Annotated in this window: 27 protein-coding genes; 9 read left to right on the top strand and 18 right to left on the bottom strand. The window is 63.3% G+C overall.

Going from position 1 to position 25,650, the window contains the following annotated elements:
- The first annotated feature begins 169 nt into the window (after window positions 1-169).
- From M2394_RS08760 to M2394_RS08770, 3 genes are read left to right on the top strand one after another with little or no spacing between them, the layout of a single operon-like run.
- Window positions 170-736: a chromate transporter gene (locus M2394_RS08760; RefSeq protein WP_176996742.1), complete on the top strand. Its 567-nt coding sequence runs from the start codon at window positions 170-172 to the stop codon at window positions 734-736.
- A complete protein-coding gene (locus M2394_RS08765) occupies window positions 736-1,278 on the top strand; it encodes a chromate transporter (protein WP_259172171.1) in 543 nt (180 codons plus the stop codon). The genes M2394_RS08760 and M2394_RS08765 overlap by 1 nt, the downstream gene beginning before the upstream one ends.
- Before the next feature lie 37 nt (window positions 1,279-1,315).
- On the top strand, window positions 1,316-2,236 hold the full coding sequence (locus M2394_RS08770) for a LysR substrate-binding domain-containing protein (protein ID WP_259172172.1): 921 nt from the start codon (window positions 1,316-1,318) through the stop codon (window positions 2,234-2,236).
- Between the two features lie 122 nt (window positions 2,237-2,358).
- Here M2394_RS08770 and madM read toward each other — a convergent pair whose 3' ends face one another.
- The 12 genes from madM to M2394_RS08830 all read right to left on the bottom strand — a co-directional run bounded on the left by madM (window position 2,359) and on the right by M2394_RS08830 (window position 11,128).
- On the bottom strand, window positions 2,359-3,123 hold the full coding sequence (gene madM / locus M2394_RS08775; protein ID WP_176996745.1) for a malonate transporter subunit MadM: 765 nt from the start codon (window positions 3,121-3,123) through the stop codon (window positions 2,359-2,361).
- A 1-nt stretch (window position 3,124) separates the two neighbouring features.
- Window positions 3,125-3,529, bottom strand: a complete 405-nt coding sequence (gene madL, locus M2394_RS08780) for a malonate transporter subunit MadL (RefSeq protein WP_024077881.1) — start codon at window positions 3,527-3,529, stop codon at window positions 3,125-3,127.
- A gap of 67 nt (window positions 3,530-3,596) precedes the next feature.
- Window positions 3,597-4,496: a malonate decarboxylase subunit epsilon gene (gene mdcH, locus M2394_RS08785; protein ID WP_259172175.1), complete on the bottom strand. Its 900-nt coding sequence runs from the start codon at window positions 4,494-4,496 to the stop codon at window positions 3,597-3,599.
- Entirely contained in the window at window positions 4,493-5,080 is a 588-nt protein-coding gene (locus M2394_RS08790; protein WP_259172176.1) for a malonate decarboxylase holo-ACP synthase, read from the bottom strand. Before M2394_RS08790 ends, mdcH begins: the two co-directional genes overlap by 4 nt.
- The gene (gene mdcE, locus M2394_RS08795) at window positions 5,074-5,844 is read right to left on the bottom strand and encodes a biotin-independent malonate decarboxylase subunit gamma (protein WP_259172177.1); all 771 of its coding nucleotides are present in this window, start codon (window positions 5,842-5,844) and stop codon (window positions 5,074-5,076) included. Before mdcE ends, M2394_RS08790 begins: the two co-directional genes overlap by 7 nt.
- Window positions 5,841-6,683 (bottom strand): biotin-independent malonate decarboxylase subunit beta, encoded by an 843-nt coding sequence (locus tag M2394_RS08800; RefSeq protein ID WP_259172178.1) that lies wholly within the window; start codon window positions 6,681-6,683, stop codon window positions 5,841-5,843. The genes mdcE and M2394_RS08800 overlap by 4 nt, the downstream gene beginning before the upstream one ends.
- Window positions 6,676-6,975 (bottom strand): malonate decarboxylase subunit delta, encoded by a 300-nt coding sequence (locus M2394_RS08805; RefSeq protein ID WP_017139433.1) that lies wholly within the window; start codon window positions 6,973-6,975, stop codon window positions 6,676-6,678. The genes M2394_RS08800 and M2394_RS08805 overlap by 8 nt, the downstream gene beginning before the upstream one ends.
- The gene (locus M2394_RS08810; protein WP_178920055.1) at window positions 6,975-7,808 is read right to left on the bottom strand and encodes a triphosphoribosyl-dephospho-CoA synthase; all 834 of its coding nucleotides are present in this window, start codon (window positions 7,806-7,808) and stop codon (window positions 6,975-6,977) included. The genes M2394_RS08805 and M2394_RS08810 overlap by 1 nt, the downstream gene beginning before the upstream one ends.
- Window positions 7,809-9,479 (bottom strand): malonate decarboxylase subunit alpha, encoded by a 1,671-nt coding sequence (gene mdcA, locus M2394_RS08815; RefSeq protein WP_178920054.1) that lies wholly within the window; start codon window positions 9,477-9,479, stop codon window positions 7,809-7,811.
- A 298-nt stretch (window positions 9,480-9,777) separates the two neighbouring features.
- Window positions 9,778-10,017: a DUF6124 family protein gene (locus tag M2394_RS08820; RefSeq protein ID WP_259172180.1), complete on the bottom strand. Its 240-nt coding sequence runs from the start codon at window positions 10,015-10,017 to the stop codon at window positions 9,778-9,780.
- Window positions 10,018-10,347: 330 nt separating this feature from the next.
- A complete protein-coding gene (locus M2394_RS08825; protein WP_259172544.1) occupies window positions 10,348-10,767 on the bottom strand; it encodes a hypothetical protein in 420 nt (139 codons plus the stop codon).
- A complete protein-coding gene (locus tag M2394_RS08830) occupies window positions 10,745-11,128 on the bottom strand; it encodes a polymorphic toxin type 44 domain-containing protein (protein WP_178920052.1) in 384 nt (127 codons plus the stop codon). Before M2394_RS08830 ends, M2394_RS08825 begins: the two co-directional genes overlap by 23 nt.
- A gap of 255 nt (window positions 11,129-11,383) precedes the next feature.
- On the opposite strand from M2394_RS08830, the gene M2394_RS08835 reads away from it, so the two are divergent.
- A complete protein-coding gene (locus tag M2394_RS08835; protein ID WP_178920051.1) occupies window positions 11,384-11,698 on the top strand; it encodes a HigA family addiction module antitoxin in 315 nt (104 codons plus the stop codon).
- Window positions 11,699-11,845: 147 nt separating this feature from the next.
- Here M2394_RS08835 and M2394_RS08840 read toward each other — a convergent pair whose 3' ends face one another.
- The 6 genes from M2394_RS08840 to pilG all read right to left on the bottom strand — a co-directional run bounded on the left by M2394_RS08840 (window position 11,846) and on the right by pilG (window position 21,703).
- Entirely contained in the window at window positions 11,846-12,301 is a 456-nt protein-coding gene (locus M2394_RS08840; RefSeq protein WP_178920050.1) for a chemotaxis protein CheW, read from the bottom strand.
- On the bottom strand, window positions 12,294-18,113 hold the full coding sequence (locus M2394_RS08845) for an Hpt domain-containing protein (protein WP_259172188.1): 5,820 nt from the start codon (window positions 18,111-18,113) through the stop codon (window positions 12,294-12,296). Before M2394_RS08845 ends, M2394_RS08840 begins: the two co-directional genes overlap by 8 nt.
- 185 nt (window positions 18,114-18,298) lie before the next feature.
- Window positions 18,299-20,350 carry a methyl-accepting chemotaxis protein gene (locus M2394_RS08850; RefSeq protein ID WP_176996757.1) on the bottom strand — a complete coding sequence of 684 codons (2,052 nt, stop codon included), beginning with the start codon at window positions 20,348-20,350 and terminating at the stop codon, window positions 18,299-18,301.
- A complete protein-coding gene (locus tag M2394_RS08855; RefSeq protein WP_178920048.1) occupies window positions 20,347-20,871 on the bottom strand; it encodes a chemotaxis protein CheW in 525 nt (174 codons plus the stop codon). Before M2394_RS08855 ends, M2394_RS08850 begins: the two co-directional genes overlap by 4 nt.
- A gap of 12 nt (window positions 20,872-20,883) precedes the next feature.
- On the bottom strand, window positions 20,884-21,249 hold the full coding sequence (gene pilH, locus M2394_RS08860; protein WP_016976047.1) for a twitching motility response regulator PilH: 366 nt from the start codon (window positions 21,247-21,249) through the stop codon (window positions 20,884-20,886).
- Between the two features lie 46 nt (window positions 21,250-21,295).
- Entirely contained in the window at window positions 21,296-21,703 is a 408-nt protein-coding gene (gene pilG / locus M2394_RS08865; RefSeq protein ID WP_016972942.1) for a twitching motility response regulator PilG, read from the bottom strand.
- Between the two features lie 239 nt (window positions 21,704-21,942).
- Between pilG and gshB the strand changes: the two genes are divergently transcribed.
- From gshB to pyrR, 5 genes are all read left to right on the top strand, one after another.
- Window positions 21,943-22,896: a glutathione synthase gene (gshB, locus tag M2394_RS08870; RefSeq protein ID WP_159960633.1), complete on the top strand. Its 954-nt coding sequence runs from the start codon at window positions 21,943-21,945 to the stop codon at window positions 22,894-22,896.
- A gap of 77 nt (window positions 22,897-22,973) precedes the next feature.
- Window positions 22,974-23,879 carry an energy transducer TonB gene (locus tag M2394_RS08875; protein ID WP_259172194.1) on the top strand — a complete coding sequence of 302 codons (906 nt, stop codon included), beginning with the start codon at window positions 22,974-22,976 and terminating at the stop codon, window positions 23,877-23,879.
- Window positions 23,880-24,056: 177 nt separating this feature from the next.
- Window positions 24,057-24,626 (top strand): YqgE/AlgH family protein, encoded by a 570-nt coding sequence (locus M2394_RS08880; protein ID WP_178920046.1) that lies wholly within the window; start codon window positions 24,057-24,059, stop codon window positions 24,624-24,626.
- The gene (gene ruvX / locus M2394_RS08885) at window positions 24,626-25,063 is read left to right on the top strand and encodes a Holliday junction resolvase RuvX (protein ID WP_003195067.1); all 438 of its coding nucleotides are present in this window, start codon (window positions 24,626-24,628) and stop codon (window positions 25,061-25,063) included. The genes M2394_RS08880 and ruvX overlap by 1 nt, the downstream gene beginning before the upstream one ends.
- Before the next feature lie 73 nt (window positions 25,064-25,136).
- On the top strand, window positions 25,137-25,643 hold the full coding sequence (gene pyrR / locus M2394_RS08890) for a bifunctional pyr operon transcriptional regulator/uracil phosphoribosyltransferase PyrR (RefSeq protein WP_178920045.1): 507 nt from the start codon (window positions 25,137-25,139) through the stop codon (window positions 25,641-25,643).
- The last annotated feature ends 7 nt before the right edge of the window (window positions 25,644-25,650 follow it).

A 25,650-nucleotide genomic window follows, 5' to 3' on the forward strand; every position in this document is an offset into this window, starting at 1 on the left:
ACCCTTTCTTCATTTGCCCAACGACCACTGCCCATCGGATGATTCGCACAATCCTGTGGGAGCTGGCTTGCCTGCGATGGGGGCCTGAGACTCAGCATCTCTATCAACTGATAGACCGCTATCGCAGGCAAGCCAGCTCCCACATAAAAGCGCCCTATTGGTAATCGCCATGCCCGAGCTTGAACCCGACGCACCGCCCCCCAGCCTATGGCAGCTTTTTTACAACTTCGCCATGGTCGGCCTGTTCGGCTTTGGCGGCGTGATGCCCTGGGCGCGGCAGATGATGGTCGACCGCAGGCGCTGGGTCAGCGAGCAGGGCTTCAATGAACTGCTCACCACCGGCCAATTCTTCCCCGGCCCCAACATTGCCAACGTCGGCATCATCTTCGGCCGTCGCCTGCACGGTTTGCCGGGTGCCGTTGTGACCGTCTGCGGGCTGTACCTGTTCCCCTCGCTGATCACCGTGCTGGCCGGGTTCGCCTACGCCAAGTGGTGGAGTCATGAAGTGGTGCAGCAGATCTTCGGCGCGGTGATGCCGATTGCCACCGGGCTGATGTTGGGTACAACACTGCGCCTGCTCAAGGCCATGCCCCGCAACTTGGCCAACTACAGCGCCTTCGTGCTGACCTTCGTGTTGATGGCCGTGCTGGTGCTGCCGCTGTGGCTGGTGTTGCTGATCAGCATCCCCAGCTCCCTGGCCTTGAGTTTCATCGACACAAAAAAGGTGGCCGGCTGATGCAGACCGTCCTCCTGCACCTGATGATCCAATGCGCGCTGTGGTCGCTGATGGCGATTGGCGGCAACACCGTGGCCATTGGCGACATCCACCGCTACACCGTGGTGGACATGCATTGGATCACCGACGCGCAATTCGTCGCGTTCTTCGCCCTGTCCCAGGCGCTGCCGGGGCCCAACGGCATGTTCCTGGTGTTCATCGGCCAACAGGCGGCAGGCCTGCCGGGTGCGCTGGTGGCCTTGCTGGCCAAGCTGGTGCCCTGTTCGGTATTGGCCTACGTCGGCGCCGGCTGGCTGGAAAAACACACCCAGACGCCCTGGGTGCAACGGGTCAAGCGCAGCCTGCTGCCGATCTCCATCGGCCTGATCCTCGCCTCCACCTACATCCTGATGAACAGCCTGGAAAACAACACCACCAGCCTGGTCCTGACCCTGGCCAGCGCCGCCGTGGTCTATTACACGCGGCTCAACGCGATCTGGCTGATCATATTCGGCGTGCTGCTGGGCCTGGGCAGTGCATGGCTGGGAGTGAATTGGTTTTAGGGGCACAATCGACGGCATTCGAACAAGAGTGACCGCCATGCTGATCGACGAAGAGTTCACCCTCAAGAAGCTGGAAATCTTCCTGGCGTTCATGCGCACCGGCAACCTGGCCCGTGCCGCCGCCGAGCTGCAAACCAGCAACGTCAGCGTGCACCGCGCCATCCACTCCCTGGAAAATGCCCTGCGCTGCCCGCTGTTCAAGCACGAAGGGCGCAACCTCACGCCGCTGGAGAGCGCCTACATGTTGGAGGAGCGCGCACAGAAACTGGTGGCCGACGTGGTCGACAGCGTACGCCTCACTCGCGAAGCGGCGGGCTATTCGGCGGAGCGTTTCAAGTTGGGGTCACTCTATTCGCTCACGGTGAAGACCGTGCCGCAATTGATCATGGGCCTGAAGATCCGCCGCAGCGAACTCAACATCGACCTGATCCTGGGCTCCAACTTCGACTTGCTCTACAAGCTCAAGAACATGGAAGTGGACGCCATCCTCATCTCCCTGGATGAGCATGCCAACGACCCCGACTGCGAGCAGATCGCGCTGTTTTCCGATGACATCTTCCTGGCCACCCCGGCCGACTCGCCCTTCGACCGCGAACAGCAGATCGATCTGGCGGATGTGCGCGACGCCACCTTCATCACCCTCACCCAGGGCTTCGCCACCCACCAGGATGGCAACCGCGTGTTCCAGCAGGCGGGGTTCGAGCCGAAGGTGGCGATGCAAGTCAATGACATCTTTACGCTGCTGAGCATGGTCAGCTCGGGCGTGGGTTACGCGCTGCTGCCCGGGCGGATTGCGGCGGTGTATGAGAACCGGGTGAAGCTGATCCCGCTGCAACCCCGGTACCGGTTGCAGCAGCAGATAGGGGTGGTGTTCCTGAAGGCCAAGGAGCGCGACCCGAATCTGTTGGCGTTGTTGGCAGAGTGCCGGATGTACGCCAATCGCCAGGTGGCAACCTGATACACCGCATTCGCGAGCAAGCCCGCTCCCACATTCGACCGCATTTTCATGCTGGAACCCGATCAACTGTGGGAGCGGGCTTGCTCGCGAAGAGGCCCGACCAGACACCATAAATTCCGAAACTAGCCAACCAACCCACGAACAATGAAGTACAACACCGAAGGCCCCAGCAAACACCCAAGCCCGGTATGGAACGTCGCCGTCAGCGCGCCATAGGGCACCAACCGCCGATCCGTCGCCGCCAGCCCCGCGGTCACACCGCTGACCGTCCCCGCCAAGCCACCAAACACCATCGCCGAACGCGGGTTGTCCAGGCCCATCCAGCGCGCCGCCACCGGCGTGCCGACCATGACCAGAATGGCCTTGATCAAGCCCGTGGCAATCGACAGCGCCATCACGTCCGAGGTCGCACCAATGGCCGCTCCGGTCACCGGGCCAACGATGTACGTCACCGCGCCGGCACCGATAGTCGTCATGCTGATCGCATCACGATAACCAAATGCCCAGGCCATGCTCGCACCAACAATGAACGGCAATACCGTGCCCAACAGCAGCGCAATCACCCCGATCAACCCGGCTTTGCGTGCCTCGGTGGCTTGCACTTCAAACGCCGTGGCAACGATGGCGAAGTCACGCAGCATGGCACCGCCCATCAGGCCGATGCCGGAGAACAGTGCCATGTCGGCCAGGCCTTTTTGCCCACCCGTGACCGTGCCACCGACCCACGCCAGAACCAGGCCGATGACGATGGCAATCGCCGAACCATGAATGCGCCCAAACGTGAGGCGCTTGGACAGCACCACGGAAATCCACATCACCACGCCGACGAAGGCAAAGGCGGTGATCAGGCCGTTATGTTCCAACCCTTTTTCGATGAGATCCCACATATCAGCGACCTCCCACTGGCGCGATCAGCGGCTCTTCGGCGGGCAAGGGTTCGCCCTTGTGGGTACGGCTGATGAGCGCGATGGTGCAACCACAGACCACCACGGAACCAATCGCCGCCAGGACCGCGACAGGACCGCCGTGCAAGGCCGTGACCACGTTCTGTTGCGCCGCCATCGCCACCACCACCGGGATGTACATCGCGCCCCAGAAGCCCACGCCCATCTCGCAATCCTTGGTCATGCCGCCACGTTTTTGCATCCACAGGCGGGCGCAGATCAGCAGGATCATTGCGATACCCACCCCGCCCACGTTGGATTTGACACCCAGCAACACGCCGAGCATGTCGCCCATGATCACGCCCGCCAGCGTGCAGATCGCCAGCAATGCCACACCGTAGATAATCATCGTTGTTGTCCTCAAAGTGCTCGATCGAAATTGTTGTTCTTGTGCTTCGAAAGCCTTGGGTGGTGCTTTATCGGTGGCGGCGCTCCTCCTCTTGCAGCAGGGCCTGCAAGGTGTCCAGGCGTGCGCCCTCGCAGGCGATCACCGTGCCTTGCTCGAACACCCGGCGTGACAAGCCGGTGAGCACGGCGCCGGGGGGCAGCTCGATCTGCAGGCGCACGCCGCGCTCGTAGGCGCTTTGCACCGTGCCGCGCCAGTCGACGACGCGGCACATGTTGAAGGCGAGGTCGTCGCGCAGTTGTTCGGGGTTGTGCACAGGCCGCGCACGGGTACTGCTCAGGTAGGTGATGCGCGGCGGCTTGAGCGCAACAAACGCCTGGGCCAACACCTGGGCCGGTTGCTCCAGCAGCGCGCAGTGAGACGGCACACTCAAGGCCAGGCGCTTGGCCACGCCGTTGCCTTTGATACGTTGGGCGATACGCGTCATGGCGGCGTCGCTGCCGGCAATCACGGTCTGGTTGTCGGCGTTGATATTGGCCAGGTACACCGGGGTTTCCGGGCTATTCACTTCAGCCAGCAGCGCTTCGACTGTGGATAACGGCGGGCCGATGATGGCCGTCATCCCGTAGCCGTGTGGATAAGCGTTTTGCATCAGTTCGCCGCGCAGGCTGACCAGTTTCACCGCGTCGGCAAATGCCAGGGCACCGGCGATCACGGCGGCCGGGTATGCGCCAATGGAAAGGCCCGCGACGTAATCCGGGGTGTGTTGCAACAAGCGGGCGTGGGCCACGCCGGCGATCAGCAGGCACAGCTGGACGGCGCGGGTATTGGCCAAGGCGTGCGCTGAATCCAGGGTGCGGACGTCTTCACCCAAGGCTTGGCTGGCTTCATCCAGCACATCGGCGGGCAGCGCCTGGAGCATACCCGGCCGTTGGGCGCCTTGCCCGGGGAACACCAGAAAGCTGCTCATGCCACGGCCTGCCAAGGGTCGAGCACCAGATGGGCACCGCTGGCGGTTTTCAACAGCACCCGCCGTGAAGGGCCGGCCCATTCGCGCAAGGCCACTGCGCCGAAGGGCGTTTGCAATTGCAGGTCCACGGCGCACACGGCCTGGTCCAAGGTTGCCAACAGGTCGCGCGCCTCGCTGCGGTCCAGCGGCTCCGGCGTGCGCAGAATCAGATCCAGGTCGCTCTGGGCATGCAGCGCTTCAATGCCCGTGGCCAACTCAAATCCGGCGCTGCCGGTGACGCCCCAATTAAACGGCGCCAGCACCGGGCGCAATTGATCGAGGGCCTGCAACGCCGGCAAGTCCCGTGATGAGACAACATCACGCAATGCTTCCGGCGCTACCCGCCGTTGCACGGCAGCCAGCGGCATCAGCGCGGCAAACCGTTGCTCACGGGAACGGCCACGCACGCCCACCGGGACATAACCTGCGGCAACCGTCGCGCGGCGCACCACCACCGTGCCCACCGCCTGCACCGCCCACGCCGGGGCGTCAGCGGGCAGGTGCGCCGGGGTCATGCCCCAGAGCAAGTCGTGCGCGTTCACCATTGCTCCCGCAGCAGTTGGCGCACGTGGCTGGAGGCGGCGCGATGGGCAGCACCCAGGCGGTTGCTCAAATCAGTGCCGTCGATGTCCTTGATTGCACTCACCAGGCAATCGCCCACCCGCGCCACATCCTGCGCCGTGGGCTGTTCGATCTGCTCAACCGACAAGGTCTCCCACAGCAAACCCAGGCTGGCATAGCTGTCGATGTCATAGGCCATGGGTGGCACGCTGGCGGCCAACGCTTCCAGCTCCTCGACACTGCGCAAAGTCACCCGCGCCGCCGAGGCCTTGCCCATGGCGTGTACCATCACGCCCGGGTCGCGCAGGGCGATCAGGCGGTTGGCCTGGTAGCCGTGGGCGAGGAACGCGCCCGACATCGCCTTGCCCACCAGCAGCGCAATCACCGGGTGCCCGGCCAGCCGGGCGCGGGCATAACTGTCAGCGGCGGCGGCCAGGGCCTGATGGATACCGAGGGCTTCTTCGCGACGGCCATAGGCTTGGCTCGGCACGTCGACGATAGCGATCAGCGGGCGCTTGTCGCCACGGGCGATGGCTTCATCCACCGCCTTGGCCAGGCCCCAGCCTTCGAGCAACCCGACCTCGCCGTTGCGTGCGCGGGGAAAGCGGTTGTGCGGGTCGGTGACCACGGCGATAAAGCGCACAGGTTGCCCGCCCAACAGGCCGTCAGCCACTTTCAGCGAAGCCGGCAAACCCTCGACGGGCGTTGCCCCCACGCTCAATGCGTTGAACCACTGCAAACCTCTCATGAGCGATCTCCTTGATACAGCGCACGCACCGTCGCCGCATCGATTTGTGGCGTGGCGTCCAGTTCGGCCAGGCGCGCCAGGTAGTGCTCGGCCTGGCGACTGCGTGGTTGAGCGGGTAGGCCCTGCTCCAGCAGGTCGCTGACGGTCTGCTGAATCTCGGCCACATCGTCGGCCACGTAACGGTCAGCCAACCCGCTGTTGAAGCGTTGCTCGCCACCGGTAAGGCTCCAGATGAATGGCCGGTCGCGGGAGTCGTATTCGTCCAGGCCGGCTTCCTGCTCGATCACCTGCGGGCCGTTCAGGCCCACCCGTGCTTCGCGGGTGACCACCAGGTAGCTGCACAGCCCGGCCGCGATGGACATGCCGCCAAAGCAACCGACGCTGCCCGCCACCACACCGATCACCGGCTGGTACTGGCGCAGGTCGACAATCGCCGCGTGGATGTCGGCAATCGCCGCCAGCCCCAGGTTGGCTTCCTGCAGGCGCACGCCACCGGTTTCCAGCAACAGCACGGCACGCGTGGGAATACCCTTGCGGTTGTCTTCGGCCGCCAGCTCAAGCGCACCGGCGATTTTTGCCCCGCCGACTTCACCGAGGCTGCCGCCCTGGAAATTACCTTCGATGGCCGCGATCACCACCGGCTTGCCGGCGAGGCTGCCCTTGGCGATCACCACGCCGTCATCGGCTTGCGGCACCACGCCCTGGCGGCTGAGCCACGGCGACATGACGCGCTGGAACGGGTCGATCAATTCACGGTAGGTGCCGGCGTCCAGCAAGGCCTTGGCACGCTGACGTGCGCCGAGTTCGACGAAGCTGTGTTTGGCGAGTAAGTCAGTCATGGCCGATCTCCTCGAAACCTTGCTCCAGGCGCAAACGCACCACACCGGGTGTCGCGCCGAAGTCGTGGATATCGATCTTCAACGCCGGTGGCGTTTGCTCTTGAAAGATGCGTTCGAACAGGTGCTGCCAGCGCTGCTCGGCGCCGTTGACCGAGGTCTGCACCTGGATGGTCAGGGTGCCCGGCGTGCCCGGCTCCAGCAGCACTTCCAGGTCGCCGGAGCCGACACACCCCACCAGCGCACGGCCTTTGGGCGGCTGTCCGGCGGGGAATTCAAAGGATAAGGTTTCCATCACAACGCTCCGTCGAGGCGGTCGATAAACAGGCAGGCGGCCAACAGGTCGGCGGCGCCGCCCGGGGAGGCATTCAGGGCCAGCAGGTGTTGGTCCAGCGCATGCAGTTGGCGGCGACCGGCCAGGGTCGCGCTGCCGCCCGCGTCCAGCACGGCTTGGGCGCCGTGTTGCATGGCGCTGATGCCTTCAGGGCCTGCGCGGTAGAGCACACAGGTGTCGGCCAGCTCGGTCATGATCGCAAGCAAGGCGTCGAGGCGGGCGTTCTGCTCGCCGGCGTCTTGCAGACGACTTTTGCGCAGTTGCGGCAGGCCGCGCTGCATCACCGAAGGGAAGCCCAGTTGCGCTTCTTCACGGGCGCCGCGTGCGCCGTAGCGTTGGGCGACCTGGGCACCGTGGCTCATCGGTTGTGGGGCATAGCGGTCGTTGAGCAGGGCCAGCCGGGCGGCGGTCAGCGTGACGGCACGGGGCGCCAGGGCTGCCGCAGCGGTGAGCAAACCGAGGGCCCAGATCGCGCCGCGATGGGTATTCACGCCGTCGGTGGTGGCGAGCATGGCTTGTTCGCCTTCGCGGCCGATCCGCCCCAGGGCTTCACGCAGGGGCAAGCCGACTTCGCCGAACTCGATGGCCGCTTCGGCCATTTCCTTGAACATCGGCCACAACGACAGTGCCGAGGCGTGCATCAGGCCCAGGTGCAAATCGTTGTGGGCGCCGTTGCCGCGACGGTCGACCAGGGCCGGCTTGGGCGATAGGTCCGCCTCATCAATCAAGGCGTCGACCGCCATGTCCGCCAGGCGATCAGCAAGGGTCAATTCATGCAGTTTGAGGGCGCGCATTTACCAGCTCCTGAACTTGGCGGGCGGGTTGTACAGGCCACCGGACCAGTCCACCAGGTCGGCCACGCTCTTGGCGGCCAACAGCTCGCGAGTGGCGTCGGTGCGGCGAATGCCCAAGTCTTCGGGCAAGGCGATCAGGCCTTCGCGGCGCATGCGCGCGGTGTCCTTGGGGTTGTGGCGCAGGCCGATGGCGGTGACGCCTGCGACAGCCGCGATCATCGCCTGGCGCTCTTCCAGGGAACGCGCCTTGTACAGGTAGGCGATGCCTTCTTCGGTGAGCAGGTGGGTGACGTCGTCGCCGTAGATCATGATCGGCGCCAGGGGCATGCCGCTTTTGCGCGCGACTTCCACCGCGTCAAGGGTGTCGACGAAAGTCGGTTTGCCGCCTTCCTGGAAGGTCTCGACCATTTGCACCACCAGCTTTTTGCCGCGCTCCAACAGCGCTTCGGGCGCGTCGTCGTGGCGCATGTCCAGCCATGCCGGGGTGCCATGGCGGCGACCGCGTGGGTCGTGGCCCATGTTCGGCGCACCGCCAAACCCGGCGAGACGGCCACGGGTCACGGTTGAGGAATGGCCGTCGCCGTCGACTTGCAGGGTGGCGCCGATGAACAGGTCCACCGCGTATTGGCCGGCCAGTTGGCAGAACATTCGGTTGGAACGCATCGAGCCATCGCGGCCGGTGAAGAACACATCCGGCCGTGCGGCGATGTAGTTCTCCATGCCCAGTTCGGTACCAAAACAATGCACGCTTTCTACCCAGCCACTTTCGATGGCAGGGATCAGCGTCGGGTGCGGGTTGAGGGTCCAGTTGCGGCAGATCTTGCCCTTGAGGCCGAGGGATTCGCCGTAGGTGGGCAGGATCAACTCAATGGCCGCGGTGTTGAACCCGATGCCGTGGTTGAGGGACTGCACATTGTGTTTTTCGTAGATGCCACGGATCGCCATCATCGCCATCAACACATGCACCGGCTTGATGTGGCGCGGGTCGCGGGTGAACAGCGGCTCGATGTAGAAGGGTTTGTCGGCCACCACCACGAAGTCCACCCAACTGGCCGGAATGTCGACGCGGGGTAAGTCGGTGACGTCGTCCACCAACTGGTTGACCTGCACGATCACGATGCCATCGCTGAAGGCAGCCGGCTCGATCAACGCGGGAGTGTCTTCGGTGCTGGCGCCGGTGTAGATGTTGCCGGCGCGGTCGGCCATGAAGCCGGCAGACAGGACGACGTTGGGGATCAGGTCCACCACCAGCCGTGCGTAGAGTTCGATGTAGGTGTGGATCGCGCCGATTTCCAGCAGGCCGTCTTCGAGCAACTGGCTGATGCGCAGGGACTGGGTGCCCGCGAAGGAGAAGTCGAGCTTGCGGGCGATGCCCTTTTCAAACAGGTCCAGGTGCTCGGAGCGGCCGACACTGGGCATGATCATGTGCAAGTCGTGGAGCTTGGCGGGGTCGGCCTTGGCCAGGGAGCGGGAGAGGAAGTCGGCTTGTTTCTGGTTATTGCCTTCCAGCACCACGCGGTCGCCGGGGAGGATCAGGGCTTCCAGGGCCTCGACGATCTTGTCGCTGGGCAACACGGCCCCGTCTGCATACTGTTTGACCCGCCCGAGCCGCCGCTGCTTCTCGTCGCGCCGCCGCGTCCAGCGCGAGTCGGGGGTGTTGGTTGTTGTCATGGTCGCTCCACGGGGTTTGCTGTCGTGGGCTGTACCTTAGGAGTGAATCGGGGGGGCATCAATCAAGCCCGGCGATGGATCGTTACGGCTGGAGTAACGGAACATCAGCAAATACGCCCTCAAGCCGGACGCAGTTCTAAATGTGGGAGCGGGCTTGCTCGCGAATGCAGTGGGTCAGCTAATGAAGTGTCTGCTGACAGTCCGCATTCGCGAGCAAGCCCGCTCCCACATTTGTTCAGTGGCGCTTGTTAAATAGCGGTCCCCAAAAGGGAACGATCAGTCCCTGATTGGGGCCGTTTTAAGCAGCTGGCGCCGGGCTGACTTGCTCCAACGCCCTATCAATCAGCATCTGCCCCAGCTCCGCCATTTGCTGGATGCCGAGCAGGATGGCGCGCTGGGAGGTGTCCAGGTCGAAGGCCAGGTTGCAGGTGAGTGCGTTGAGGGAGGACAGGGTTTCGCTGGCGTTGACCAACAGGGTTTCGGTGTCTTGGTGAGGATTTACGCTGAAGAGAGGTGGATTGGGGGTAGGTTTGACCATGATTTACAGCTCCGATATGTGATGGAGACTGCCCTCTTCCGCTTGCACGCGAATTAAGGTGGCAGCTGTGCGCAGGTGTGCAAGACCGGGCATATCGGACCCCGGCAGACCCCGAGGGATCTCCCACGCACAGCCGCCATAACATATACAGCAGGCATAAAAAACGCCCGTTGAATGGCTATGGGCGCCGGTGCGCCGACATGTAACCGGACTTGCACGTCCGTGTCACCGTTTTTTGCGATGACGGGACGAAGACTAGGCGCGCCGCCTGCACGCGACAAGTTCACGCACACCTCCAAATCTCGCAGGAAAAATCCGAAGCCCGCCGGTCTACAACTTCATGTCTATGCTCACAGCCCCCAAACCTTCGAGCGGATAGCTGCGGTACTCATAAACCTCACCACGAACAATGAGGTGGATGACGCCATCCACCTGAGTGACCTGGACATCTGGCTTTTTGGTTTTCAAAAAGGGATGTGCCGACATCAGCGCTGTCAGTATCTCCTGGTCACTGCCCAAGTTCTTATAAACGTAGTACCTGTAGGAAAATCCCACTGTCGCGCCGCCCTGTCCGTCACGCGCTCCATAAATTGAGTTGCCGTTGCCCAACGAGTGTTTCAAAACCACTTCGTCCAAATCCGGTGTGCCGGATGACATGATCCAATGGCCCCCGATATAAATCAGGCAGGCTACCAGCAGGCAGTTGCGCAGGACCGGAAAGAGGCCTTTAGTAGCCCTGAGAAATTGCATACTCAATCCCCCTCCTTATCCAATATTGATCGCGAGGATCATCGCCAAACGGTTCTCCTCCCCACCATGACCCAAACTCCGGCTTGGTGGTTTCTGCGAATGTTTGAGCGACACCTGCTGCCCGTAACAAAACATGCTCGGGAATGCCCAGCACCGTACCTGTAGCACCATAATTGAAGTTTCCGAACGCCTCATACTCCAGGCTTTTCTGTTTGTAATCCCAAGGCCCACGCCCTCGGACCTGTGAGTAGAACCACGAATACATGAGCGCCGAACCGGGCTTCAAATGCAGCCTGCGGTTGTTGGCGATAGCGATATTGTCTTGCAGCGAAACGCCTGGGGGCGCGGGTGGAACGGCCATTTGCGAGTCCTTGCTGATGGAGTTGAGCAAGAAACGCTAGCACTCAACAATCGGCAAACAATCCCGAGTTCGTACTTACAGAAACTTCACACAACCATTCGATCCATACCTTACGTCTCAGGTGTTAGGACAAGATTTGTCCAGGAACCATGAGGCACCGACAGTCAGATCGGAATGCTCTGACAGGCTATTCAGGTTGTTGCTCGGAACCGGTACCCCTAGCCTTTTCGGTCTGAATCGTCACGGGCATACCGCATGAATCTCACAGCTAAGAAGCGATGCAAGGACATCAACAACCCACCTCACCCAGGTGAGATCCTGCTTGAAGACGTGGTGCCAGCGTTGGGTATCACCATCACCGAAATGGCCCGGCGCCTTGGCTTCGCTCGCGAAACCTTTTCAAGGATCTTGCATGGCCACGCCCCAGTCAGCCCAGACCTTGCCGTGCGGCTGGAGCGGGCCGGGGTGAGTACTGCCCAGCTTTGGCTGTCGATGCAAAGCGCCTACGACTTGTGGCAGGCCGAGCATCGGGAACAGCCGGTAATTGAACGGTTTGCGCGGATTGATTGAGGTCTTGAGGCCAACACAATTTAATGTGGGAGCAGGCTTGCTCGCGAATGCGGGGCGTCAGTCAGCGCATCTGTGACTGATCCAGAGCTTTCGCGAGCAAGCCCGCTCCCACATTTGGATCTTCATAGGTTTTTGGATACAGGGTAATCAGGCCAGGCCGGACTCTATCAACAGGGCTTCAAGCCCCATCAAATCCGGCACTTTCGCCACATGCTCACCCACCTGCACTGCCGCCAGTTCCAGCGGGCACAGCGGCACGTCCACGTAGCTGAGTTGGCTGTCGAGCTTGTAAGAGCGGGGGATCCCCTGGATCACCAGCGCAATGAACTTCAACGTCGGCCGCCCGCCCAGGGCGTTGAGCACCACGATACGTGAGCGTTCGCCGGCGACGATGGCTTCGCCGCACGCGGCTTCAAAGCTGATCAGCGGCAGTTGCTGATCACGCCAGGTCACTTGCCGCAGGTACCACGGCGGCGCGTCGCTGGCGGGTTCGCCGCGCTGGAAGTCGATCAGCTCGGCAATCGCGACGTTGGGCAGCACCAGGTGGCGGTCGGCCAGGGGCAGCAGCAGGCCAGTGAGTTGGCTGGTGCGGTGGTCAAGCATGGGACTTGCTCCAGTAGGCGATGCTTTCCAGCAGCACCGACTCTTGGTACGGCTTGCCGAGGTAGTCATTCACGCCAATCGCCATGGCGCGGTCGCGGTGTTTCTGGCCGGTGCGGGAGGTGATCATGATGATCGGCAGGCGCATCAGCCTAGGGTCGTTGCGCACTTGGGTGGCCACTTCGAAGCCGTCCATGCGCGGCATTTCGATGTCCAGCAGCATCAGGTCCGGCGTGTGTTCTTCCAGCACCGCGATGGCGTCGATGCCGTCCTTGGCGGTGAGCACGTTCATGCCGTTGCGTTCCAGCAGGCGGCTGGTGACTTTGCGCACGGTGACCGAGTCGTCCACCACCAGCACCAGCAACGGGCGCTTTTTCAGCGGGTCGTTGAGGATCAGCGGCGCGTCGAACGTCTGGGCCGGCAAGGCCGGTTGCCGGGCGCGGATGTGCGCCAGCAAATCGATGATCAGCACCACACGGCCGTCGCCCAGAATGGTCGCGCCGGACAAGCCCTGCACCCCCGCAAACTGTGGCCCCAGACCTTTCACCACGATTTCCCGCGTACCCGCCATGGCGTCCACTTGCACCGCCACGCGCCGCTCGTTGCACTGCACCAGCAGCACCGGCACGGGCTGGTACTGGCCCAGCAGTTTCGGACGGCTGACGGTGTGCAACAGGTCGCCGAGGTAGAACAGTTCGTAGCGCTGGCCGGCATATTCATAACGTGGCGGGTCCTGCTGATAATGCCCCGCCAGTTCATGGGGCAGCACACTCACCAGGCCTTCGATGGTGTTGAGCGGGATTGCGTATTGGTCGTCTGCGCATTGCACCATCAACGCCCGGTTGACCGACACGGTAAACGGCAAGCGAATACGAAAGTGCACGCCCACCCCAGGCGTCGACTCAATGAACATCGAGCCGCCCAGCTGGCGCACCTCTTCGTGCACCACGTCCATGCCCACGCCACGCCCGGAGATCTGCGTGATTTTTTCGGCCGTGGAAAAACCCGGCTGCAGGATGAACTGCAACACGTCGCGGTCGCTGATCTCCTGATTGGGGTCGAGCAAACCGCGCTTGATCGCTTTGCGCCGCACGGCCTCCAGCGGCACGCCGGCGCCGTCGTCTCGCATGTCGAAGACGATATCGCCGCCTTCGTGGGTCAGGTCCAGGGTAATGCGGCCCTTCTCCGGTTTGCCGGCCAGCAGCCGCGCATCGCGGGATTCCAGCCCGTGGTCCACCGCATTGCGCAACATGTGTTCCAGGGGCGCCGCCATGCGTTCGAGCACGTTGCGGTCCATCTCGCCCTCGGCGTTGCCGACCACGAACTCCACGTCCTTGCCCAACTCCCCCGCCACTTGCCGCACGATGCGCTTGAGGCGCGGCAGCATGCGTTCGAACGGCACCATGCGCGTGCGCATCAAGCCTTCCTGCAACGCGGTGTTGATGCGCGCCTGTTGTTGCAGCAGGTCATGGGCGTCCTGATTGCGACGGTCGAGCGTGTCCTTGAGGTCGAGCAGGTCGGAGGCGGATTCGGACAACGCGCGTGACAGTTGCTGCAACTGCGAATGACGGTCCATTTCCAGCGGATCGAATTCTTCGTAGCCCAGGCGCTCGGCCTCGGCCTGCTGACGGCTGAGGATGCGCCCTTGGGTTTCGGTGTCGAGCCGGCGCAGTTGGTCGCGCATGCGCTCAATGGTCGTTTCCACTTCGGTCAGGGCGATGCGTGCGTCGTTGACTTGTTGCTCGATGCGGCCACGAAAAATCGAGGTTTCGCCGGCCAGGTTAACCAAGTCGTCCAACAGCTCAGCGGAAATCTTCACCATGTCGGCCGTCGGGTCGACCGCCGCCTCGGCCTTGCCCGCGGGCAACGCCACCGGCACTACCGGTTCATCGCTGGGGTGCACCAGGCTTTTGATGCGCTGGATCAGCTTGTCCACCGAGCCCACCGGCAAGCCATCGGCCACCGCGTCGATCATCTGGGCCAGGCGGTCATGGCAGCCTTGCAGCAGCGCAAACAGTTCTGCCGACGGCGCCAGCAACCCGGCCGAGAGCCCTTCGTAGAGGGTCTCCAGTTCATGGGCCAGATCGCCGATCGGCCCGATCTCGACCATGCGCGCACCGCCCTTGAGGGTGTGCAGGTCGCGCAGCAGGGTTTCCACTTCCTGGCGATTGCCGGGCTCGGCTTGCCAGCGCACCAGCGCGCTGCTGGAGCTGTCGAGAATGTCGGCGGCTTCTTCGAGGAAGATATCCAGCAACTCAGGGTCGGCGCCCGACGCTGGCGCCACCGCTGCAGGCGCCGTCGGTGGGTTGCCCTGGCGTACCGCGCGCAACTTATCGACCAGCTCACGGCTGTCGCTCAAGGGTTGATGGCCTTGCAGCTCCTCCAACTGCAAGGCCAGGTGTTCATGGCTGGCCATCAGCACCTGGGACAGCTCGGCGCTGTAGCTGTAGCGGCGGTCTACCAAGCCTTCGTACAGGCATTCCAGCTCATGGGCCAGGTCGCCGATCGGGCCGATTTCGGCCATGCGTGCGCCGCCCTTGAGGGTGTGCAGGTCGCGTTGCAACGACGACAACGGCGCGGCGCTTTCGGGCTCCAGCAGCCAGCGCTTGAGGGACTGCCCGGCACTGTCGAGGATGTCCACGGCCTCTTCGAGGAAGATCTCGACGATCTCGTCGTCCATGGCCGTTTCATGCTCCAACTGCTGGGTCGCGGCACCCAGCTCGGCGATGCTCAGCGCTCGGCTGCCATCGCTGCGGATCAACCCGGTGGCGGACGGGTCGAGGGCCTCGTCCAACAGCTCGCGCAGCGCCTCGACCCGTGCCGGGGCCGGGCTGATTTCCTGGCCGGCCGCCAGTTGGTCGAGCATGTTGATCAGGGCTTCGTGGGCCTGTTCGGCCTCATGGAAAAACCGCTCGCTCACGGCCAGGCTGCTTTCTTCGACGGCGCCGTACAGGTCGAGCAACGCCTCGCACAGCGCGTCGATGGCATGCAGGTCGGCGACGTGCGCGCCCTCCCCCAGGGTGGTCAGCTCATCCAGCAACGCCGTCAGTTCCTGGCGTTCGCCCGGGTGCTGTTGCCAGCGTCGCAGCAGGCTCTCGGCGTCGAGCAGGATGTCCATGCCCTGGGCCAGGAAGTTGGCGATCAACTGCGGGTCGCGCTTGATGCGCAAGCCCGTGTGGGGTGCGTCGAGCAGCGCGGTCAGTTGGCTGTCGAGCAGGCTTTGGGTGCGGCCGATCAGGTCCTCGGCGCCCTTGATCGGCGCCAACGGGTCACGGTCCAACTGGCGCACCCCACGCTGGAACAGGCCCTCGGCCTCCAGCAGCAGCTCCACTTCGTCCAAGTCCAGTGGCAGGCGGTGGGCCTTGTACTCGCGGGTCAGATGGTCAAGCGGGCGGGCCAGTTCGGCGATGGGCAACACGCCGGCCATATAGGCGCTGCCCTTGAGGGTGTGCAGGGCGCGTTGCAGTTCATCGCTGACTTGCAACGGCACATGCTCGGCAGCCTGTTGCAGGAAGTGGTTGAGGCTGTCCAGGTGGCTCTGGGCTTCGTTGCGGAAAATCTCCAGCAGCATGGGGTCATGGGCTTCAGCCGCTGGCTCGGGTGTGCCGCTGGCCAGGGCATGGGCGCGGGCGGCCAGGGCGTCGACTTCATCGCGCTGGTGTTGATCGTCGGTGGCGAAATCGGCGATCAGCTCCGGCAGCAAGGCCACCGCTTCATCCAGCACCTCTTGCACGTCAGGGCCCAGGGCCACGCTGCGTTCCAACACACGGTTGAGCAGGTTTTCCACGGCCCAGGCCAACTCCGCCAGCACCAGGGCGCGCACCATGCGGCCGCTGCCTTTCAAGGTGTGGAAGGCACGGCGCATTTCGCCCTGGGCGGTCTTGTCGGCACTGTTGGGCAGGTAGCGGTGCAGCACGTCGAGGACTTCGTCGGTTTCCTCAAGGAAGACTTCGCGCAGCTCGTCGTCGATGGGTTCTTCGTCGGCCGGTGGTGGCAACAGGCTGCCCGGGCGTTGCAGGGCCGGAGGGTTCAGGCGCGACGTCGGGCTGGCCAGTGCATCGAACTGGGACTGGCTGGGCGTGGCCTCGGTGGTCAACGCCCCCTCCGGCGCAACCAGCGCCTGGCGCCACGGTTTTTCAGCCGGCAGATAACCGAGTGCCGCAAGGCCTTCGGTGGCCAACTCCAGCACCCGTTCACCTGCGGCGTCAGGGTCTTGGAGCATGCGCTCCAGGTAGTACTCCAGGCTGCTGATTACATCGGCAAAATGCCCCAACTGCGCCTCGTCAGGTGTCGCATCACCGCCCATCAGCTGTTCATCGACGTAGTCGGTGCAGCCGCGCATCAAGCTCGCAGCACGAGGCAGGGGAATCATCGCCAAGGCGCCGCGCACCTGGCTCAGCAGTTCCGGCAGGGACTCCAGGCGCTGGCGGTCCCAGTCGGCCTCGATGCAGTCGATCACCAGTTCCTTGGCTTGCTTGAGGCACTGGCAGGACTCACGGATCACCAACTGATGGATCTGGGTCAGGTCGGTGGTGGGCAGGCGGCTTTCTTCGCGGCTTTCCGGTTCGACGGTGCCGACCATCCCCGCCAACGTAGCCTCGACATAAAGCAAGGCGCCTGCAACGTCCATCAACACGGCGTCATTGGGTTCGCGCTGACCCTGGACCAGGCTCAGCACCACCGCCAACTGGTCGATGATCACTTTGCGCGGTTGGCCGAAGCCCAGCACCGCCAGGGTGTCGGCGATCTGTCGCAGCGGCGCGAGCAAGGCTTCAAGGTCGCTGGTGTGCTGGCGATCGCTGCGCACGAACAGGTCGAGACGCTCCTTGACCCGCACCAGTTCTTCGCACAACGCGCCGAGCACCGAGCCCATGGCATTGCGGTCCGGCCCGGCCAGGCGCGCACGCTCGGCATCGACCACGGCACTGTCGGGCAAGGCTTCGTCCAGGCCATAGCGTTCTTTCAGGCTTTGCATGCGCGGCGTCGGCCGGGTCACCTTGGCCACGTAGAACAGCAGGCTTTTGAGCAGTTCATCCGGCGCCGGCTGGTTGATGCCACCAATGCCTTGGGCCAGCAGGCGCTTGAGTTGCTTGTCACTGGCCTTGAGCAGGCTGCGCAGGGCCGGGCTGTTGGCGATCACGCCGGTGAGCATGCCCTCGACCAGCGCCGAGGTGACTTGCCACAACGGCAGCAACGGCGCGCCCTGGCACAGCGCTTCGAGGCGGGCGAAGACCCGCGCCATGTCTTCCAGGTTGCTGGGGCCGTGGTCTTCGCGCAGCAGGCCGGCGAGGGCCTGTTGCAGCAGTTGGTGCCACTGGCGCAGCTGTTCGTGCAGGTCGGGCAACGCACGTTGGGCCAGGGCTTCGTCGGGCAGCGGCGCAATCGACAGCAACTGCGGGCTGAACAGGCTGGTCTCCGACAACAGGCTTTCGCCGCGCGCACTGCGCAGGTCGTTGAGCAGCGGCAAGACCACCAGCGGCAGGTCGCGGCGGGCGCTGTGCACGCGGTCCAGGTACAGCGGCAATTGGTTGAGCGCCTGTTGCAGCAGGCGGATGCTTTCGTCGCGCTGGCTGACGTGCCCGGCCTGGAGTGCCAGGGCGAGTTCTTCAAGCTCTTCGGCCAGCAGTGCCGCGCCGTAGAACTCGACCATCTGCAACGCGCCATGCACCTGATGGATGCCGGCCAGGCACTCGCTGATGGCATCGGCGTCAGCGGTCTCGACAAAGGCGTCCAGGGCCGAACGCGCCTGTTTCAGGGTTTCGGCAATGTCGCCCTTGACCCATTCGAGGGCCACGTAGTCGTGCCGATCAACCATAACTGCTCCGCTTAGAATTCGTGGGTTGCTGGTGTTGCAGAGATCTCAAACCGAATGGAGATCTAGTGTGGGAGCTGGCGTGCCTGCGATAGCGGTGGGTCAGCTATACATGTGCCAGCTGATAGATCGCTATCGCAGGCAAGCCAGCTCCCACAGTTGGACAGTGGTGTGCTTTAAAATGCATTTCAATTATCGACCTGCTTGGGCGGCGGCAAGGTGAACCCCGACACCGACCGGCGCAACTGGCTGGCCATCTTCGCCAGGTTGCCGATGCTTTCGGCGGTGGCCGTGGAGCCCGACGAGGTCTGGGTGGTGATCTGCTGGATCACGTTCATGGTCAGGGAAATCTGCCCCGCCGAGGAGGTCTGCTGCTGCGCCGCGTTGGAAATGCTCTGGATCAACGCCGCCAGGGTTTTCGACACGCCTTCGATTTCTTCCAGCGCCACGCCCGCGTCCTGGGCCAGCCGCGCGCCGCGCACCACTTCGGTGGTGGTCTGCTCCATGGAAATCACGGCTTCGTTGGTGTCGGCCTGGATCGCGCGCACCAGGGTTTCGATCTGCCGGGTGGCCGCCGACGAGCGCTCGGCCAGTCGCTGCACTTCGTCGGCGACCACGGCAAATCCGCGCCCGGCGTCCCCGGCCATGCTCGCCTGGATCGCGGCGTTGAGGGCCAGGATGTTGGTCTGGTCGGCAATGTCGTCGATCAGGCTGACGATGTCGCCAATTTCCTGGGACGACTCGCCCAGGCGCTTGATGCGCTTGGCCGTGTCCTGGATCTGTTCGCGAATGTTGTCCATGCCGTGGATGGTGTTGTGCACCACCTCGTTGCCCTTGTTGGCGATCTCTACCGAGCGCTCCGCCACTGCCGAGGACTCAGCGGCGTTGGCCGACACCTGGTCGATGGACTGGGCCATCTCATTGATCGCGGTGGACGCCTCGGCAATCTGCTGGGCCTGGTGCTCCGAAGCCTGGGCCAGGTGCATGGCGGTGGCCTGGGTGTCTTGCACCGCGCCAGCGACTTGGCCAGCAGTGAGGTTGATGGTGGCGACCAGGTCGCGCAGCTGGTCCACGGAATAGTTGATGGAGTCGGCGATGGTGCCGGTGAAGTCTTCGGTCACCGAAGCGGTCACGGTCAGGTCGCCGTCGGCCAGGTCTTCGATTTCATCGAGCAGGCGCATGATCGCGTTCTGATTGCGCTCATTCTTCTCGGCGGTTTCGTGCAGCTGGCGGTTGGTTTCGCGCACCATCACCAGGCCGATCAGGATGATCGAGGTCAGCGCCAGCAAGCCCAGCACATAGCCGCCAATGGTGTCGAAACTGCGCCCGCTGGCGAGGTTTTCAAACCCGGTGGCCAAGTGTGAGGCTTCATCGAGCAAGGTTTGCGACAGGTTGAAGATATTGCTCGCCGACGCTCGCACCTGGAACAGCTGCGGCGAGGTTTCGAGGATTTCATCCACCGAGCCGGAGACGAATTCGAACAACTCGGCGATTTCCGCCAGCCGCGCCCGGGCGTCGTGGTCTTCGACCTGGCTGATGCGCAACCCGGCGTTGCCCTGGAGCATGCCGTTGAGCACCTGGCCGAAGCGGTTGGCGTCGCGCCCAAAGGCGTCGGCGGCCTGGGCGGCGGTTTCGTCGCCGGCCAGCACGGTGTTCACGGCACCCAGGATTCGTTCGGCCAGCAGCGACTGGCGTTGGGCCAAGGCCACTTGGCTGGCCGGGGCACCGCGTTGCAGCAGGATGTCGACGACCTTTTCCGATTCCATTTGCAACTGCGGCACCGTTTCGGCCAGGGTCGCGGCCACTTGGTGCAATGACAGCACCGTCTGCTCGCTGGCGAGGATCGCGTCGGTGTTTTTCAGCAGCGCTTCCCAATCGGTCTGCACCGCACGCATCTCGGCACGCACGGCGTTGGGTGCGGCGGGCAGGCCGGTCTCGATGTCGCCTTTTTTCAGGTAGCCCCAGCGCTGGGCGAAGTCGTTGCGCGCGTCAGACAGCAACTTGAACGCCGCCGCCTTGCCAGCCGCGGCTTCGGTGGCGTTCTTGGCGATACGCTGGGACAGCACGCGCAGCTCGCCGGCGTGGCCGATGTACTGTTTGTCGTAGGTGGACTGGGTGTTGAGGTACGCGAAGTTGGCGAACAGCAACATGATGAACACGATCAGCGCGATGAACAGCACGATGATCTGCGAGCGACTGCGCGACGCGGCTTGGGGTTTGGGCGTGGTAGCGGTGGTCATGCGGCGACATCCATGAAGCCTGGGGCCTGGGCCAGAGCGAAGGGGCTGAAGACCTGCCACAGCTGGTCGCCGTCGAACTGGCCCCTGATAAACGGCGCGCTGGAGAGCGTGCCCGTCAACAATGCGTCTTGCGCGAAATGCTGCATGCCCACCACCTCGTCTACCAGCAGCCCGACAAACAGGTCGTTGTATTCCACCACCAGTACCCGCCGCTGCTTGCGCACCCGGGACAACTCAAGGCCGAGAAAACCGCCGAGGTCCATCACCGGCAGCAAGCGCCCGCGCAGGTTGGCCACGCCCTTGACCCAGGGTTTTACTCCCGGCATCACGGTGCAGCGCGGTTCATGCAGGACTTCGGCGACTTCGCCCATGGGCGCCACGTACCAGTGCGGCCCCAGGCGAAAGCCGATCCCGCTCCAGCGTTGCAGGCGGGTTTCCTGGGACGGCAGGTCGGCGGCCAGCAGGCGGCAGCGGCGGTCGATGTCCAGCAGCAGCTCGAAGGCGGTTTGCGACTCGGTCATGGTGGCGAACCGTCAGCCAGCCAGCACCTTGTTCAGGGTAGCAATCAGGGTTTCTTCGTCCACCGGTTTGGTCAGGTAGTCCTTAGCCCCCTGGCGGGCGCCCCAGATCTTGTCGGTCTCCTGGTCCTTGGTGGTAATGATGATGATCGGGATACCGTTGGTTTCCGGCTCCTTGGACAGCTGGCGGGTGGCCTGGAAGCCATTGAGGCCCGGCATCACGATGTCCATCAGCACGGCGTCGGGCAGTTCCTGGCGGGCCAGGGCCACGCCGTCCGCGCCGTTTTCGGCTTTCAGGACCTGGTGGCCATGCTTTTCCAGCATGCCGGTCAGTTTGTACATTTCGGTCGGCGAATCGTCGACGATCAGAACACGTGCCATGGTTTTCCCCACTACATTGGTTGGCGCCGGCCCTTGTGAGGCGGCGTCAGTGTGCTTGTTCTACTGCGGCGAAGGCAGGCACGTAGGCCTTGATCGCGCCCAGCAGTTCTTCCTTGCTGAAAGGCTTGGTCAAAAACTGATCGACACCCACGATGCGCCCCTTGGCCTTGTCGAACAGGCCGTCCTTGGAGGACAGCATGATCACCGGGATCGACTTGAACGCCGGGTTGTTCTTCACCAGCGCGCAGGTCTGGTAGCCATCCAGGCGCGGCATCATGATGTCGACAAAAATAATGTGCGGGTGATGATCAACAATCCGGGCCAGGGCATCGAAACCGTCGATGGCCGTGATGACGTCGCACCCTGCGTTCTTCAACAGTGTTTCAGCGGTGCGACGGATCGTTTTCGAATCGTCGATCACCATCACTCTCAAGGCGTTGGAATGCTGTTCCATATCTGCTCTACCATCGCCACAGCGAATCGGTTTTCGGTGTGTACTGCCTGATGTCTCACAGGATGGGCGCCGCAAGCCTTGGAATCCAAGGGCTGCTGCACCGTGGCAGTCTTTTTAGCACAGTCTTGGGGTGCAATCTATCGAGCGGCCTGCCCGGTGGTTTTTCCTTGACCCACAACAGCCGCAGCGCCACTCTGACGCCACTTTTATGCGCCCTAATTTGCTAGAGGAAATCCCCCATGAGCGTTCGCGTCGGCATTGTCATGGACCCTATCGCCAGCATTTCCTATAAAAAGGACAGTTCGCTGGCCATGCTCCTGGCCGCCCAGGCCCGCGGCTGGACCCTGTTCTACATGGAGCAGCGCGACCTTTACCAGGGCGACGGCGAGGCCCGCGCACGCATGCGCCCGCTGCAGGTGTTCGCCAACCCGGAGAAGTGGTTCGAGCTGGCCGACGAAATCGACAGCCCGCTGAGCGATCTGGACGTGATCCTGATGCGCAAGGACCCGCCGTTCGACATGGAGTTCGTCTACTCCACCTACCTGCTGGAGCAGGCCGAACGTGCCGGCGTGTTGATCGTCAACAAGCCGCAGAGCCTGCGCGACTGCAATGAAAAGCTGTTTGCCACCCTGTTCCCGCAGTGCACGCCGCCGACCGTGGTCAGCCGCCGCGCCGACGTGCTGCGTGAATTCGCCGCCAAGCACGGTGATGTAATCCTCAAGCCGCTGGACGGCATGGGCGGCACCTCGATTTTCCGTCACCGCGCCGGTGACCCGAACCTGTCGGTGATCCTGGAAACCCTGACCGCGCTGGGCACCCAGCAGATCATGGGCCAGGCGTACCTGCCGGCGATCAAGGACGGCGACAAGCGCATCCTGATGATCGACGGCGAGCCCGTGGATTACTGCCTGGCCCGCATCCCGGCAGCCGGTGAAACCCGCGGCAACCTGGCGGCCGGTGGCCGTGGCGAAGCACGCCCGCTGTCGGACAAGGACCGTTGGATCGCCTCCCAGGTCGGCCCGACCCTGCGCGAAAAAGGCTTGCTGTTTGTAGGCCTGGACGTGATTGGTGAAAACCTCACCGAAATCAACGTGACCAGCCCGACCTGCATCCGCGAGATCGACAACGCCTTTGGTACCAACATCGGCGAAATGTTGATGGCCGCCATCGAGCGCAAGCTACAAGCCAAGTGACATAGAACAGCCGGACACGCACCAACATTGCGCTATCATGCCCCACCTGTGAAACGCGCGATGTTGGTTTTTTTGTCATGACACTCCCGTCCGACCTGCCCCCCGAACTCTCCCACAGCGGCGTGCGCCCGGCTGATCGGCTCGGATTTACCCTGTTCCTGGCCGCATTGATTCACCTGGCCCTGATCCTCGGCGTGGGGTTCACCATGGTCGAGCCCAAGCAGATCACCAAGACCCTGGAAATCACCCTCGCCACGTTCAAAAGCGAGAAAAAGCCGGAAAAAGCTGACTTTCTCGCCCAGGAGAACCAGCAAGGCAGTGGCACCCTCGACAAGAAGGCCGTGCCCAAGACCACCGAAGTGGCGCCGTTCCAGGACAACAAGGTCAATAAAGTCACCCCGCCTCCGGCCCCCAAGCCCGAGGTCAAGCAGGCCGCACCCAAGGCCGCCGTGACCACCGTCGCGCCCAAGCCGCAAAAAGCCCCGACCCAGCGCGAAAAAACCAAGACCGAACCGACACCTGAGCCAGTAAAACCGGCGCCAACCTTCGACAGCTCGCAGCTTTCCGACCAGATCTCCAGCCTGGAAGCCGAACTGGCCAACGAACAGCAGCTGTACGCCAAGCGCCCGCGTATCTACCGATTGAACGCCGCCTCGACCATGCGCGACAAAGGCGCCTGGTATAAGGACGAATGGCGCAAGAAGGTCGAGCGCATCGGCAACCTCAACTACCCGGATGAGGCACGTCGCCAGCAGATTTACGGCAATTTGCGCTTGCTGGTGTCGATCAACCGCGACGGCACGCTCTATGAAGTGCAGGTGCTGGAATCGTCCGGCCAACCGCTGCTGGACCAGGCCGCCCAGCGCATCGTGCGCCTGGCCGCGCCCTTTGCCCCATTTACCGGGGACCTGAACGACGTCGACCGCCTGGAAATCATCCGCACCTGGAAGTTCGCCAAGGGCGACCGCCTGTCCAGCAACTGACGCAGATCCCCTGTAGGAGCCGGCTTGCCGGCGATGCGGCCCTCAGGTCTTGCGATGCCCATGCGGACGCTATCGCCGGCAAGCCGGCGCCTACAGGGTTCGCGTTTGACATGAAAGGTGGGCATGCCATGCATCCCCGGCTTGTCAGTTCGCCCCTCCACCGCCACACTAGCGGACATGAAAAATGTCAGCCCGACCTACCTCAAGCACCAATTCCTGATCGCCATGCCCCACATGGCTGACCCGAACTTTGCGCAGACCTTGACCTACATCGTCGAGCACACGGCCAATGGTGCCATGGGGCTGGTGATCAACCGCCCGCAAGAGCTGAACCTGGCGGATATCCTTGAGCAACTGCGCCCGGAAATCGATCCGCCAGCCCGTTGCCAACATGTACCCATCTACATCGGCGGGCCGGTGCAGACCGATCGCGGTTTCGTGCTGCACCCCACCGGGCCGAAGTTCCAGGCCACGGTCGACCTTGAAGGGGTTTCGCTGTCCACGTCCCAGGACGTGCTGTTTGCCATCGCCGACGGCATAGGCCCCGAGCAGAGCGTGATCACCCTGGGTTACGCCGGTTGGGAAGCTGGCCAGCTGGAGGCCGAACTGGCCAGCAATGCCTGGCTGACCTGCCCGTTCGATGCCGAAATCCTGTTCAACACCCCCAGCGAACTGCGCCTGGAAGCAGCGGCGGCCAAGCTGCGTGTCAACCTCAGCCTGCTGACCAGCCAGGCAGGGCACGCCTGATGGCTTTGCGTCTGATTCTGGGGTTTGACTACGGCACCAAACAGATCGGCGTGGCGGTCGGCCAGGTTATTACCGGCCAGGCCCGCGAGCTGTGCACCTTGAAAGCCCAGAACGGCGTGCCGGACTGGAACCAGGTTGAAGCCCTCATTAAAGAGTGGAAGCCCGACGCCGTGGTGGTCGGCCTGCCCTTGAACATGGATGGCACGCCCAGCGACATGTGCCTGCGCGCCGAGAAATTCGCCCGCCGCCTCAACGGCCGCTACAACCTGCCCTTCTATACCCACGACGAACGCCTGACCACCTTTGAAGCCAAGGGTGAGCGCCGTGACCGTGGCGGGCAAAAGGGCAGCTACCGCGACAACCCCGTGGACGCCATCGCCGCCGCCTTGTTGTTGCAGGGCTGGCTGGATGAAAACACCGCTTTATTTGAATCCTGACTGACGCGGCTTGCCGCGTCTTTTTACGTTTGAGCCCGGACCCTGCCTGCGGCAAGGTCCTGAAGGAGCCTGCATGAGCCTGCCGAACCCCGCCGAACTGATCAGCCAGATGGCCACAAGCCTCACGGCCCATCTGCAACACCGCAACATCAGCGAGCCGCGCTTCATCGGCATTCGCACCGGCGGTGTGTGGGTGGCCCAGGCGCTGCTGGAAGCGCTGGGCAGCGATTCGCCATTGGGCACCCTCGATGTGTCCTTCTACCGCGACGACTTCAGCCAGAACGGCCTGCACCCGCAAGTGCGCCCTTCTGCCCTGCCGTTCGAAATCGAAGGCCAGCACCTGGTGCTGATCGACGACGTACTGATGAGCGGCCGCACCATCCGTGCCGCCATGAACGAACTGTTCGACTACGGCCGCCCGGCCAGCGTGACCCTGGTGTGCCTGCTCGACCTCGACGCTGGCGAACTGCCGATCAGCCCGGATGTGGTCGGCGCTACACTGTCGCTGGAAGCCCACCAGCGGGTAAAATTGTCCGGTCCTACGCCGCTCGAACTCGAACTGCAAGACCTCGCCCTTTAAACCGCCT

Origin of the sequence: Pseudomonas sp. BIGb0164 (assembly GCF_024810135.1) — a bacterium.
GTDB lineage: Bacteria > Pseudomonadota > Gammaproteobacteria > Pseudomonadales > Pseudomonadaceae > Aquipseudomonas.

What these genes read in the sequence shown, in the direction of transcription:
- M2394_RS08845 (WP_259172188.1), bottom strand. Translation starts at nt 18,113, where the DNA reads ATGGTTGATCGGCACGACTACGTGGCCCTCGAATGGGTCAAGGGCGAC.
- M2394_RS08790 (WP_259172176.1), bottom strand. Translation starts at nt 5,080, where the DNA reads ATGGTGAACGCGCACGACTTGCTCTGGGGCATGACCCCGGCGCACCTG.
- pilH (WP_016976047.1), bottom strand. Translation starts at nt 21,249, where the DNA reads ATGGCACGTGTTCTGATCGTCGACGATTCGCCGACCGAAATGTACAAA.
- madL (WP_024077881.1), bottom strand. Translation starts at nt 3,529, where the DNA reads ATGATTATCTACGGTGTGGCATTGCTGGCGATCTGCACGCTGGCGGGC.
- pyrR (WP_178920045.1), top strand. Translation starts at nt 25,137, where the DNA reads ATGAGCCTGCCGAACCCCGCCGAACTGATCAGCCAGATGGCCACAAGC.
- mdcH (WP_259172175.1), bottom strand. Translation starts at nt 4,496, where the DNA reads ATGAGCAGCTTTCTGGTGTTCCCCGGGCAAGGCGCCCAACGGCCGGGT.
- M2394_RS08820 (WP_259172180.1), bottom strand. Translation starts at nt 10,017, where the DNA reads ATGGTCAAACCTACCCCCAATCCACCTCTCTTCAGCGTAAATCCTCAC.
- M2394_RS08880 (WP_178920046.1), top strand. Translation starts at nt 24,057, where the DNA reads ATGAAAAATGTCAGCCCGACCTACCTCAAGCACCAATTCCTGATCGCC.
- gshB (WP_159960633.1), top strand. Translation starts at nt 21,943, where the DNA reads ATGAGCGTTCGCGTCGGCATTGTCATGGACCCTATCGCCAGCATTTCC.
- M2394_RS08805 (WP_017139433.1), bottom strand. Translation starts at nt 6,975, where the DNA reads ATGGAAACCTTATCCTTTGAATTCCCCGCCGGACAGCCGCCCAAAGGC.
- M2394_RS08850 (WP_176996757.1), bottom strand. Translation starts at nt 20,350, where the DNA reads ATGACCACCGCTACCACGCCCAAACCCCAAGCCGCGTCGCGCAGTCGC.
- M2394_RS08840 (WP_178920050.1), bottom strand. Translation starts at nt 12,301, where the DNA reads ATGCTTGACCACCGCACCAGCCAACTCACTGGCCTGCTGCTGCCCCTG.
- M2394_RS08800 (WP_259172178.1), bottom strand. Translation starts at nt 6,683, where the DNA reads ATGACTGACTTACTCGCCAAACACAGCTTCGTCGAACTCGGCGCACGT.
- ruvX (WP_003195067.1), top strand. Translation starts at nt 24,626, where the DNA reads ATGGCTTTGCGTCTGATTCTGGGGTTTGACTACGGCACCAAACAGATC.
- M2394_RS08855 (WP_178920048.1), bottom strand. Translation starts at nt 20,871, where the DNA reads ATGACCGAGTCGCAAACCGCCTTCGAGCTGCTGCTGGACATCGACCGC.
- mdcA (WP_178920054.1), bottom strand. Translation starts at nt 9,479, where the DNA reads ATGACAACAACCAACACCCCCGACTCGCGCTGGACGCGGCGGCGCGAC.
- mdcE (WP_259172177.1), bottom strand. Translation starts at nt 5,844, where the DNA reads ATGAGAGGTTTGCAGTGGTTCAACGCATTGAGCGTGGGGGCAACGCCC.
- M2394_RS08835 (WP_178920051.1), top strand. Translation starts at nt 11,384, where the DNA reads ATGAATCTCACAGCTAAGAAGCGATGCAAGGACATCAACAACCCACCT.
- M2394_RS08875 (WP_259172194.1), top strand. Translation starts at nt 22,974, where the DNA reads ATGACACTCCCGTCCGACCTGCCCCCCGAACTCTCCCACAGCGGCGTG.
- M2394_RS08825 (WP_259172544.1), bottom strand. Translation starts at nt 10,767, where the DNA reads ATGCAATTTCTCAGGGCTACTAAAGGCCTCTTTCCGGTCCTGCGCAAC.
- M2394_RS08760 (WP_176996742.1), top strand. Translation starts at nt 170, where the DNA reads ATGCCCGAGCTTGAACCCGACGCACCGCCCCCCAGCCTATGGCAGCTT.
- pilG (WP_016972942.1), bottom strand. Translation starts at nt 21,703, where the DNA reads ATGGAACAGCATTCCAACGCCTTGAGAGTGATGGTGATCGACGATTCG.
- madM (WP_176996745.1), bottom strand. Translation starts at nt 3,123, where the DNA reads ATGTGGGATCTCATCGAAAAAGGGTTGGAACATAACGGCCTGATCACC.
- M2394_RS08765 (WP_259172171.1), top strand. Translation starts at nt 736, where the DNA reads ATGCAGACCGTCCTCCTGCACCTGATGATCCAATGCGCGCTGTGGTCG.
- M2394_RS08810 (WP_178920055.1), bottom strand. Translation starts at nt 7,808, where the DNA reads ATGCGCGCCCTCAAACTGCATGAATTGACCCTTGCTGATCGCCTGGCG.
- M2394_RS08770 (WP_259172172.1), top strand. Translation starts at nt 1,316, where the DNA reads ATGCTGATCGACGAAGAGTTCACCCTCAAGAAGCTGGAAATCTTCCTG.
- M2394_RS08830 (WP_178920052.1), bottom strand. Translation starts at nt 11,128, where the DNA reads ATGGCCGTTCCACCCGCGCCCCCAGGCGTTTCGCTGCAAGACAATATC.